At 33.7% G+C, this 12,465-nt stretch carries 10 protein-coding genes; 1 reads left to right on the forward strand and 9 read right to left on the reverse strand.

The genetic code is table 11. From position 1 onward, the window contains the following. Positions 1–95: 95 nt before the first annotated feature. The 8 genes from Q0856_RS09735 to Q0856_RS09770 form a co-directional block, all read right to left on the reverse strand. Positions 96–1,319: a hypothetical protein gene (locus Q0856_RS09735; RefSeq protein ID WP_298504520.1), complete on the reverse strand. Its 1,224-nt coding sequence runs from the start codon at positions 1,317–1,319 to the stop codon at positions 96–98. Further along, entirely contained in the window at positions 1,316–1,750 is a 435-nt protein-coding gene (locus Q0856_RS09740; RefSeq protein ID WP_298504521.1) for a Rieske (2Fe-2S) protein, read from the reverse strand. Before Q0856_RS09740 ends, Q0856_RS09735 begins: the two co-directional genes overlap by 4 nt. Before the next feature lie 2 nt (positions 1,751–1,752). Beyond that, positions 1,753–2,943: a di-heme oxidoredictase family protein gene (locus Q0856_RS09745; RefSeq protein WP_298504524.1), complete on the reverse strand. Its 1,191-nt coding sequence runs from the start codon at positions 2,941–2,943 to the stop codon at positions 1,753–1,755. A 281-nt stretch (positions 2,944–3,224) separates the two neighbouring features. Continuing rightward, positions 3,225–3,638: a transcriptional repressor gene (locus tag Q0856_RS09750; RefSeq protein ID WP_298504527.1), complete on the reverse strand. Its 414-nt coding sequence runs from the start codon at positions 3,636–3,638 to the stop codon at positions 3,225–3,227. 3 nt (positions 3,639–3,641) lie between these two features. Beyond that, a complete protein-coding gene (locus tag Q0856_RS09755) occupies positions 3,642–4,847 on the reverse strand; it encodes an efflux RND transporter periplasmic adaptor subunit (RefSeq protein WP_298504529.1) in 1,206 nt (401 codons plus the stop codon). Between the two features lie 4 nt (positions 4,848–4,851). Continuing rightward, positions 4,852–9,186 (reverse strand): CusA/CzcA family heavy metal efflux RND transporter, encoded by a 4,335-nt coding sequence (locus tag Q0856_RS09760; RefSeq protein WP_298504532.1) that lies wholly within the window; start codon positions 9,184–9,186, stop codon positions 4,852–4,854. A 123-nt stretch (positions 9,187–9,309) separates the two neighbouring features. Next, complete coding sequence (locus Q0856_RS09765; RefSeq protein ID WP_366139606.1) at positions 9,310–9,621, reverse strand: DUF6660 family protein; 312 nt, start codon at positions 9,619–9,621, stop codon at positions 9,310–9,312. Between the two features lie 44 nt (positions 9,622–9,665). After that, entirely contained in the window at positions 9,666–10,052 is a 387-nt protein-coding gene (locus Q0856_RS09770; RefSeq protein ID WP_298504538.1) for a hypothetical protein, read from the reverse strand. 433 nt (positions 10,053–10,485) lie between these two features. Here Q0856_RS09770 and cysC point away from each other — a divergent pair, with 433 nt between their 5' ends. Continuing rightward, complete coding sequence (gene cysC, locus Q0856_RS09775) at positions 10,486–11,076, forward strand: adenylyl-sulfate kinase (RefSeq protein WP_298504540.1); 591 nt, start codon at positions 10,486–10,488, stop codon at positions 11,074–11,076. A 256-nt stretch (positions 11,077–11,332) separates the two neighbouring features. On the opposite strand, the gene Q0856_RS09780 is transcribed toward cysC, so the two are convergent. Then, positions 11,333–12,352, reverse strand: a complete 1,020-nt coding sequence (locus Q0856_RS09780) for a sulfotransferase (protein ID WP_298504543.1) — start codon at positions 12,350–12,352, stop codon at positions 11,333–11,335. Positions 12,353–12,465 lie beyond the last annotated feature (113 nt).

Consider the following 12,465-nt stretch of genomic DNA (forward strand, 5'->3'; position numbering starts at 1 on the left):
ATTTGATACAAAAATGCTCTAAATATCAATGCAATGGAAGTGCATTTTTGTCCGCAAGACTTAACACTAATAACAGAATTAAAGTACAATATAGATTAAAAGTAGGTAGATATACCAAAACTAAATCCACCTAATTTGGCTGGTGCATTGTTCAGAATATCTGTTTGTCTTTGTATCCTGTAATTTAGCCTGAAAACTGTTTGCTGTGTTGGCCTAAAAGTGATTGCTGGCATAATACTACAAAGTTCGTCTCCTATATTGTCACCAGTCTCGTTAAATGTACCTACGTTCCAATCTACATATTCTAATCGGCAAGCCAGATTTAAGGTTGCATTATCCCAACCAAGCATTTTTTGTTTCAAAACGGGATGGACTATATCCAAAAACCCTCCATATTGCTTGTCTCCGTACTGTTGCGTATAGGTTTCAGGAGTATCTACATTAATCCATACCCATTCGCCTGTAATAAATGTATTTATTTTTGTTAAGGTTGTGTTGTAATCTATAGCAAAAACATTTAGCCTTCGCTTTTCATTAAGTACAATACCATCGTCTTGAAAGGTGTTATAAATACCACCCATATAGGAAAGTCCAATTTCTCCAAATTTCTTATTTCTTATAGCAATCTTAGCAGTAGTCAAAGGGGTTCCGCTTGCTGATTCTACAAAACGTTCTGCATTTTCTTTAGATTCAGGCAAAAATGTTTTTCCCTCTTCATTATCAATAATAGCGTCATCAAAACCACTTGAAAGATATAGTTCATAACCAAACATCCAGTTATTTTTATAGGTCTTTCCAAACAATCCAAAACCTGCATTACTCCAAGTTGCGGGTAACATCTGTGTGGCCGCAATTGGGCGGTCTGTAAATTCCCATTTTGGACCATCATGGTTTTGATTAAATGCTCCAATAGGGTTCATAATGATACCTCCTCTTAAGTTGAATAACGGATGAAATTCAACATCCAAAGAAGCAAATTCAATAGCAATCTCTTTACCTCCTTCTTCAAATTCTATCTCACTTAAAAATTTAATTTTCTTTGAAATAGAAGAAGCTACAAACAAAGTCATTCTTCGCATTTGAAATTGATGTCCTTCAGATACACCATCTGTCCCTATATGTTGCCAATTTACTTCTGCATAACCACCTACTGAAACGGGGAGTTTTCCAAAACTTAAAAAGGGTCTATTATAGACTGCATCCATATTAAGTTGTTGTTTGGTACTGTCTACTTGTTGCCTTTTTAATAGGGTTGTATCTACTTGTGCAAAAGATAATGTAGATATTAAAAGTAGGATTACTATAACTATATGTTTCATGCTTTATTCAGTGAAATTAAAATATTGTGATTGTCTAACTCTAATTGAAATTCACGTAATGGATTTGATGCAGGACCGTTGGTTACATTACCTTTATTATCAAACTCGCTCCCATGTGCAGAACAAACCAATTTTTCGCCGTAGGCAGTCACTTCATTCCCTTGATGAGTGCATTGCATATATAAAGCTGTGAAATGGTTTTCTGAAAATCGAAAAACATAAATAGGGTATTGCAGTTGCGAATTATTTACCACAAGATATTTTAGTGTTTTTCCGTCTTTTTCAAAATTTGATAGAGGAACTATTAAATCTTCTCCATTAATTTTTGCGCTAATGCTTTTTGTGGAGACACATCCTTGCATTAGTGGTGAAAAAATAGTAGTCCCTAAACAAGCAAATCCACAAGTTTTAATAAATTCTTTTCGTTCCATGTCTATAGTGATTCTAAGAATTTGATTAAATCTTCTTTTTCGTTTTCAGAAAGATTCACAAACTGATTTTTACTATTTTCTGCCTCCCCACCGTGCAATAAAATAGCTTCAGAAATACTTCCTGCTCTCCCATCATGCAACAAAAAGTATTGTCCACCTTGTGTCGATTCCGATAAACCAAGCCCCCAAAGCGGTGGGGTTCTCCATTCAGATGTTAGTGCGTTTCCTTCAGTATAACCATCATCCAAATCGCCACCCATATCGTGTAATAAAAGGTCTGTGTAAGGATTAAATTCTTTGAATGAAAGGGTTTCTATTGGAGAGTAACCAGTGCTTAAGGTAGGTGTGTGACAAGAAGCACAGTTTATTTGACTGAAAAGAGATTTTCCATTAATAACTTTTGGGTCGTTTTGATTTCTAGGTACGGGCGCTTTAAGTGTTTGTAAATAAGCTACAACATCACGTATTGTATTATCCGAAACTTCTGGGTCTATAGATAATCCACTGTATGTATCTATAAGATTAAAAGTGGATGTTATGCCCATATCTTCATTATATGCACCAACTGTTTGGTCTAATAAATCATAAGCAACGGCTTTTTTTCCGAAACGATGTATGTACATTCCGTTCTGAGAAATAGCATTAGAAGCAGGTATAACAAAATCTTTAAGAGGCAACCAATGAGGGACACCGGAAATACCATCACCATCGGTATCATTAGGGTCTGCCATTGCCAAAATATCCTCATCGGTTACATATTGCAAAAAACCAAGTCCCGTTACAGCAGGAGGAGTGAATTTTGAGAATGTTGCACCGTTTGGAATGTTTTCAGGTTGGTAACCTGGTAATGCTCTATGTTGAAGTTGCGGACCTCCTACATTTAGAAATTGGTTGCCCGAATTGTCAGACTGCCCAAAACGGGTAAGTGTAGTAAAGGGATGCCCTTTTCCATCACCTGCATGGCAACTAATACAACTATTAGTATTAAATAAGGGACCTAACCCCTTTGACGATGTAAAAACCTCACCAAATGCTTCATCTCCTCTTAGAAATTCAGCTTGTTGTGCTAGTGTTAATCCTACCATTTCTCCGTCCAGCACTTCTTCATTTTCTGAAAGTATTGGTACAAAATTGTCACAGGACGCCATCGTAATGATACAAATTACTTTATAAAAAAAAAATCTAATTTTCATACTCTTGCTTATTTCGGGACACAAAAATATAAATATTTAAGTGTACTTAAAAATATATTTAGATTAATCTAAATATATTTTTAGAATAGCAATAATACTTCAGAAATTCGTTAGTATTTTATAGCTAATATTTTTGACTATCATAGTTTTTTGATATTCAAAAATGTATTATGTAAATGGTTACGCTCTTTATCTTCACATTTTATAAAAATTTAATAGTCATACCGAATAGCATTTTATTTAAAATATAATTGTTACGATGTAAAATAGATTGCCATATACTATCCACTACATTTATCACAAATACCTTTTACTACTAAGTTTATATCTTCAGAAACAAATCCATCTGGCACTTTAATTTGAGGAATTTTATGTTCTGTTAAACAAATGGTTTCATTGCAGTTATTGCAATGAAAATGTAAATGCAAATCGGTTTCAATCTCACAATTGCATCCCTTTTCACATAGCGCATATTTTGTAATCCCTGTACCATCATCTATTTGATGTACAATCGCTTTTTCCTCAAAGGTCTTTACTGTTCGATATAATGTAGTTCTATCTGCTTTATCAAAAGCATTTTCGATATCACTTAATGTTACTGCTACTTGTTTCTCAGCAAGAAACTTATAAATAAGTAAGCGCATTGCTGTAACACGTATATTTTTTGACTCTAAAAGTTGTTCAATTGTTTGCATAATTTAATGTTCGTGTTCTGCTTCGCCTTTTTTCATTTCTGCAATAAGATAGTAGGCATTGTTATAAGCGAATTTTGTAGCTTTATCTTGTTCTTCAGCAAATTCAACGGCTATCCAATTACCATCTTTTTCTCCTAAAAGCACTTCAATAGGTTTAAAACTCCAATCTTCATTTTCTCTTTCTACTGAAAATACATAAAATCTATCGCCTTCTTTTATAATAGCGCTTTCTGGCAATGCATTGGTTTTTGCATTCTCAACTTGAATTTTACCTTTTATATACATTCCTGGAATTAGATTTCCTTTTTTGTTTTCAATTTCAGCATGTACGTGAAGTGCTTTAGGATTATCTTCAAAAGTTTTACTTACCGAGTAGATTTCTGCTATAAGGTCTTCGTCTGTATTAGATTGTAAATTGAAAATCACTTTTTGACCTTTCTTTACTTTATAAACGTCTTTCTCGAACACCATTAAATCTGCATGAACGTGATGCGTGTTTACGATTTCGAAAAGTTCGGTTTGTGGTTCTACATATTGTCCTATTTTAACCTCAACTTTTTGGACAAAACCATCTATTGGACTACGTAATGATATACTTTGAGCAATTGTTCCTTTTTGTACAGATGACGTGTTTATGTTTAATAGCCTCAATTGCGCTTCCAATCCATTTACCATAGCTTTAGAGGCATCATATTCTGCTTCGGCTTTTTGAAAACTTGCACCAGAGCCAACTCCTGCATCATATAATTTTTGCTGACGTTCATAGTTCTTCTTTAAAAAATTACTGTTGCTAAAAGCATTCAAATAATCGGTCTGCATTTTTATAATATTAGGATGTGATAGATAGGCAACCACTTGACCTTTATTAACTTTATCGCCTTCAATTACTTTTATAGATACCACATTTGCACCAACAACAGACGTAATAGCCGCTTCGTTTTGTGGTGGTACTTCCAATGTGCCATTAGCTTCTACATAACCGCTCATATTACGCAATACTAAGGTGTCTGTTTTCATTTTTAAGGCATCAAACTGTTGCTGTGATAGCATCACTTCTTCTTCTTCACTATGAGCTTTTTCAGCTTCTGGCTTTGCATCTTCATTGTGTGCATGACCATCGCCTTCTTTGTGGCTTTCTTTATTTCCACAAGCAACAACTAAAAGTGAAACTGTTAGTAGTGCTAAGATTATATATCGTGTGTTTTTCATTTTCTTATTTATTAAAATATTGTAGTTGAAATGTACTTCCTAAATAATTTATTAATGCTTCTTGAGCTTGTAATTCAGATTGAATAGCTTCTTTTATGAGTTGTGTAAATCCTGTATAATCTATCTCTCCTTCTTTATAGGCAAATAAAGCACCCACTTTTTGCTCTTTCACAAGTGGTAACACTTCATTTTTATAGAAAAACCAAGACGTCTTCCATTTTTGATAATTCTCTTTTGATTGTATAAACTTGGATTGTAGGTCTTGTTTTTTGAACTGAATGTTCGTTTCGGCAATTTCAGTATCAATTTTTGCGGTTTTAACTTTTGCTTTATTAGTACCTGACAAAAAAGGAATTGAAATACCTGCTTGATAGGTGTAAAACCCTGAATTTCCATTTACGTTTTGTAATCCACCTTGAAGATTTAACTTGGGTAAATTATCAGCTCTTGCAGCCTTATATGTTGCTTCTGCTTCTGTTACTTGTAATTGTGCTATACCATATAAGGGATGTTCTTCTAGGTTAAAAGCATCAACATCAATTTCATTAGTAATTTCAAAATCATTAGGAACAGTATAGAATGTATCAGAAACCAGCCATAAGTTTAACTGTTGCAACGCAATATCATATTCACTTTTAGATTGCATAAATTTATTTTGAATCTGTAAGGCTTGATTTTTAGCTGCTGAATATTCTAACCTTGAAATAGCTTCTACTTCATAATTCAATGCTACTGCTTTTTCAAAGTTGGTATATATAGAATCTAACTCTTTGTATAAATTATAATTCCTTTTACTCTGCAAGGCATTTGCCCACGCCTTTTTTACTTCCAATTCTAAATCTAATTCTGAAAGTTGAAACGCTTTTTGAGCTAGTTGAATGCGTTGTTCTTGCAATCGCTTTTTTGCAGAAATACCAAACACATCAATGTTGCTTTGACCAATTCCGATAGTCGTATAAATACCATTTCCGCTATTAATTTCCTCGCCTCCTGTAAAAACTTGAGTTGTACCAAAATCATAAGCTGTACTTTTTAACTGCTCTTGTCTACTAATTTCTAATTGCTTTTGTTTTAAAAGCGGAAAATTTTCTTTTGACAATTTAACCGCTTCATTCATTGAAATAATCGGCAACGTATCGTTAACTTCTTGGGCGTTTCCTGTTATTGGTAACAAAAACATAAAAGCTATCATAGCAGTAACTGTAATTACTTTTTTGTCTGCTCTAAACTTGAATGATTTATTTTCTACCCAATGATATAATATTGGTAAAACGAACAATGTTAATAATGTAGACGTTAATAAACCACCAATTACAACCGTTGCTAAAGGTCGTTGTACTTCTGCACCAGCTGATGCCGAAATTGCCATAGGTAAAAAGCCTAAAACATCTGTAAAAGCGGTTAACATAATTGGTCTAATTCTTCGTTTTGCACCTTCAATAATTCTATCTTTAAGATTGGTAACACCTTCTTCTTTAAGTTCATTCAGTCCGCTTATCATTACCAGACCGTTAAGAACAGCAACGCCAAACAAAACAATAAAACCTACACCTGCGGAAATACTAAATGGCATATCCCTGAGCCACAATGCTACTACACCACCAATGGTTGCCATAGGAATTGCGATATAAATCATTAAGGTTTGTGGCAACGATTTTAAAGCAAAATAAATAAGTACAAAAATGAGTAATAACGCAATTGGAACTACAGTTTGCAAACGGTTACTGGCACGTTCTAAGTTTTCAAATGCACCACCATACCTAATAAAATAGCCTGTTGGCAATTCTAATTTAGCATCTAACTTGGATTTTATTTCAGTTATCAAAGATTTTACATCACGTCCTCTTACATTAATACCAACATAGGTTCTTCTGTTAGTGTTATCTCTACTTATTTGCATTGGTCCTGCTTTGTAGCTTATATCTGCAACTTCCCGAAGTGGAATTTGAGTGCCAGACGGTAAGTTGATATATAAATTTTGTACATCTGAAATATCCTTTCGGTTTTGAGAATTTAATCTTACCACTAAATCGAATCGCTTTTCGCCTTCAAAAATAATTCCTGCTGTACCGCCTGCAAAAGCAGATTGAACAATTTGATTCAACGTATTTATTTGCAGTCCGTATTGGGCTAATTTATTTCTATTGTACGTAATGGTCATTTGTGGCAAACCTGTTGTGGCTTCCGCTTTCATATCGCCAATGCCTTCTGTACCTGCAATAATTTTGGATATTTCTTCTGCTTTTTGAGACAGTACATTTATATCTTCTCCATAAAGTTTTATTGCAATGTCTTCTCTAACACCTTCTAGTAATTCGTTGAAGCGCATTTCGATAGGTTGTGTAAATTCATAGTTAACGCCTGGAACGATTTCAACCGCTTCTTTCATCTTCTCTATCAATTCATCTTTTGTAGTGGCTGTTGTCCATTCGCTTTTTGGCTTCAGAATCACAAAAACATCGGCTAAATCCATCGGCATGGGATCTGTTGGAATTTCGGCAACACCAATTCGACTTACAATTTTTTCAACTTCTGGAAACTTTGTTTTTACAATTTGTTCAATTTTCGTAGTCGTTTCAATAGTTTCTGTAAGGGAACTGCCAGGTTTTAAAATGGCGTGAAACGCAATATCGCCTTCATCGAGTTGTGGTATAAATTCGCCACCCATTCTCGTAAACATAAAGACTGCAATACCGAATAAAACAACAGAAACACCTATTATTAGTTTTCCTTTTTTTAAGGCTTTTTCTAATAAAGGCTGGTATTTACGTTCTACCCAAAGCACAAATTTATCGCCATACGATTGTTTGTCATTTTTTGGTGCTCTTAAAATCAAGGCAGACATCATTGGCACATACGTCAAACAAAGAACCATTGCACCAATCATTGCAAAAATGAAAGTCAATGCCATTGGCTTAAACATCTTCCCTTCAATACCTTGTAAAGCCAAAATTGGAAGAAAAACAATTAGAATAATTAGCTGACCAAAAAAGGCTGCATTCATCATTTTTTTTGAAGCATTTGAAGCCACTTTATCTCTTTCTTTTGCTGTAAGGCTCTTCTTTTTTAGTACTTGGGATGTAATGAGAAATACTGTACTCTCAACTATTATTACTGCTCCATCTACAATGATTCCAAAATCAATCGCACCTAAGCTCATTAGATTTGCCCACACGTCAAATACATTCATCAATATAAAGGCAAACAACAAAGACAATGGAATGGTTGAAGCTACTATTAAACCACCTCGCCAGTTTCCTAATAAGAAAATAAGAACAAAAATGACTATTAATGCGCCTTCAATAAGGTTTGTTGCTACAGTTGAAGTAGTTTCTGCTATTAATTTACTTCGGTCTAATAAAGGTTCAATAATCACGCCTTCTGGCAATGACTTTTCTATTTGAGCCACTCGCTCTTTTACATTCTCGATAACATCGTTTGAGTTTGCTCCTTTAAGCATCATTACCAAACCACCTACAACTTCTCCTTCGCCATCTTGTGTTAATGCACCATAACGAATAGCAGAACCAAATTGCACTTTGGCAATGTCGCCAATAGTTATAGGAATATTATTGGTGTTTTTTACTGTGATTTTTTTAATATCATCCAAGCTGCGCACTAAGCCTTCGCCACGAATAAAATTAGCTTGATGGTTTTTTTCAATATATGCACCACCTGTATTTTGATTATTGTTTTCCAACGCCTTAAAGACATCGGTAATTGTTAAGCCTATTGCTCGCAACTCATTTGGATCGACGGCGACTTCATATTGCTTAATTTTTCCACCAATAGCATTAACTTCAACAACACCCTCAACCATTGCCATTTGACGTTGTACTATCCAATCTTGCATAGTACGCAAATCAGTAACTGAATATTTGTCTTTGTATTCTGGTTTGACTTTAAGTGTATATTGATATATTTCTCCAAGACCAGATGAAATAGGACCCATAGAAGGTTCTCCAAACCCTTCAGGAATTTGTCCTTTGATGTCGTTGAGTTTTTCAGCGACTAATTGACGTGGCAGATATGTTCCCATATCATCGTCAAAAACAATGGTAACAACTGATAAGCCAAAACGAGAAATGGAACGAATTTCTTGAACATTAGGCAGATTGCTCATTGCAACCTCTACAGGATAGGTAATAATTTGCTCAATATCCTCTGTTCCTAAATTTGGTGCTTGTGTAATGACTTGTACTTGGTTGTTGGTAATATCTGGAACAGCATCGATTGGTACTTGGGTCATACTCCAAATACCTGCTCCAACAATGGTAAGCGTTAGCAAACCAATGATGAATTTGTTATTGATTGAAAAATCAATGATTTTATTAATCATAGAAAGTGTGTTAATTCAGTTAAACTTCTCGATATAATTCTAACATGAAAATTAGAATTACTCGAAATGAAAAGAGCCATGATAGGCTTGAAATTGGATATAGTTATCCTTAAAAAAACTGAATTATGCCCTTGGTGGCTGTAAAATTGAAGTAGTGAAATCTTTTTCTGTACCGTTTAAGTAAAGAAAATCTTGAGTAGATATATAAGGAAAATTAAATTTTAAATCTGCAAATTGAAAATATGTTGCATTTATATGGCAACATTGGCAAATACAAAAAGGCGAACATAAATCTGAATCTTGGTGCTGATGGTCGTCACCAAAAGCTTCTACAACTTCTGTTTTAACTTTATTATCAAGCGCTAAATTATCTTTGCAAGTTGCAAAGTTAAGTGCCAAAAAGTAAATTGATAATATGAGTGCGAAATATTTCAAGCAACAAATATAAAAATATTTTCGTGCAACTCAGTTGCAAAGTTTTATTTTAATGAATCAATGGTACTTCCACAAGACAGCATTGCTTCACCGTAATATGGATTCTTAATCTCTTTTTCTTTACTTAACCACATTCCACTTTTATTACTATTGGTCATAGGACATTTTTGAACGTATAAGGGTTCTGAAGGTGACTCTATATTTATCGCTTTGGAAACTATATCTTCATTTAAAATAAATAGATAACCTCTTTGGGTTTTTAAATCCTTACTTGAGGAAATTGTATCCAACATTGTAATACTTTTAACTAAATGTGACTTATCCATTTTACCTAAATCACCAGTTTCGATAACATTGATTTTTTTGTAAAATCTATTTTTTTCCAAAGCAGATACATTACTCGCATCACTTATTACAAAAGCGTCCTCCATTAAAAAAAAGTTTTAACGCAACTTGAAATACTGTTTGAAATGCCTTTGGTAAATTCATTTTCATTTTTGAAATAGCATTTGAACCTAGACCTTCTGCGCCAGTTTCCTAAGGAATTAAATCCATTCAATAAATAGGGCAGGTTTCATAATTTGCGGGTACATCGAGCACGTCTACATTTGATTAGCAGATGCTTCTGAATGATTATAACTATCTAGAATTTCCTATTTAGTTCTATCTACATTATTTTTACCAAATAAATAGATAGCCTCCACAATCAAGCCTAAAACTACTGCGATATCGAGATATAAATTGTTTTTCTATACTGAATTATTAAAATAATAAACTCTTATAGATAAAACGGGCTCTTCAACGAATTTTTCATATTACCTATCACGAAAGTATTGTTATTTACATTAATTAAATAAGTTTTAAATGGGAAACAATTTAGTAGAATATCAATTCAAAATAAAAAGAGAACAACGCCAGATCCTTAATGGACATGGCTCTTTTCTAGTGCTTTTTACTGGTCTGTCAGGTTCCGGCAAGTCTACCCTTGCAAATGCGCTTGAAAACCATTTGTATAAACAAAAAATGCACGTATATGTACTTGATGGGGATAATATCCGTAAAGGAATAAACAGAAATCTTGGATTTTCACCTGAAGATCGTTCTGAAAATAACCGACGTGTAGGTGAAATATCCAAATTGTTCATTGATGCAGGGTGTATTGTTTTAGCAGCGTTTGTATCTCCATATATAAAAGATAGAGAAAACATAAAGCAAACCGTTGGTTCTGATAATTTTTTTGAGGTATTTGTCAATACAGATCTTGCCGAATGTGAACGTAGAGATCCCAAAGGCTTGTATAAAAAAGCTAGAGCTGGTGAAGTAAAGAATATGACTGGTATTTCTGCTCCCTACGAAATTCCTGAAAATCCCGATTTAGAAATCACTTCTAATCTTTCTGTTGAAGAGTCAGTAACATTGGTTCTAAAATGTATAAAACACAAACTAAAAGCCTAATCGAGAAGTATTTTCTAAATTACTTAGGTAGGTTTTTGCACAATTCATGAACCCTATGATACTCTTCTCTGGAGGCAAAGATGCTAAAATACTTACACGATTAGGACAAAAAGTATTTTTTCCCTAACAGATAACTACTCTTTAGATGTACCTGAAACTATGCATATTGAAACTGGTACATATAGGCTAGATACAAGGTTATCTTTACAAAATATACTACACTAACAAAGAGGTGATTTTATGAAATCATTTTAAGCTATTCATTTTTTTTGTTGTAAAGATTCTTTAAACAACTTTTAATACGACTAAATTCTTCATCCGTTAATCGTTGCCCGTTAGATGCCTTTGAAAATTTTAGGTTCACAAGGCTAGTATCATATATTGTTTGGTCTAGAGCTCTAGTACCAACCAATTCAATAATAGCACTAGGGTTTTCACAAAAATCCTCATACGAGACTCTAACATATTTTTTGGGATCAATTTTAGCTCTGTTTTTCGCAAGTAGCTGATCAACTTCATATACTTGTTGGCAAATGTCATCAATATAGGCCAAAGAATCATCATTGATTTCAGAATCTTTGCTGAGCAGCCCCCATCCAATTTTATCACTCCCCTGAACCGTTCTACGTGATAAAATAATAGACTGAGCAACAAAAACTGGGTTTCTATAAATTTCAACAAAGAAAATATTTGGAAATATCTTGTCAAACATTGGGGCGCAAAGTGAATTTCGATTGTTCTTATTTAGAAATGGTTTTTTTGTTGTTCTCAACCAGGAATTGAAAAAGGCTCTCATTTCTACTTTTGATTCTTCACTTATATCCTCAGGCGCATAATTTCTATCATCGCCTAACCATCTGTTCCATAAAAAAAATGCGTCATTTGGCCCTCCAAAACCCTGAACACTGCCGAAATAGCTTTGACTACTCTTTGCTGCTTTAGGAATTAATCTGTGAAACAATTTAAATGCAGATATTGGAGAATTAATAAAAAATGCAATACAATTACTAATATAACTAACGTTTAAATATCGTTCTAAAGTTTGATAAAGAAGGGTCGTTCCGCTTCTTGAACCTCCTAAAACTAATATAATAGGCAGGGATGAGTCTTGCGACTCATTTAATTTTCTTTTTTCAGAATTTCGCAATAACAAATCAAAAGGTACAGCTAGCTTAGCGCAAAATTCTCTCAGTAAAATGAAATAAGCAGTTTTGTTTCCAGAAAGCAACATTCGCTTAAGTAAACCAATAGGGTCTTTAAAATTTGAATAACTCATTTTGTGATTTTTAATTTAGGAACAGTAAACCCCAGTATGGTTGATTATTTTAATATTCGCTTTTATAACAGTTGTATTCATTAAATCTCAATTTCTTTTTTAGAAAAAGTACC

Origin of the sequence: uncultured Maribacter sp., assembly GCF_947496775.1 — a bacterium.
Taxonomy (GTDB): domain Bacteria; phylum Bacteroidota; class Bacteroidia; order Flavobacteriales; family Flavobacteriaceae; genus Maribacter_B.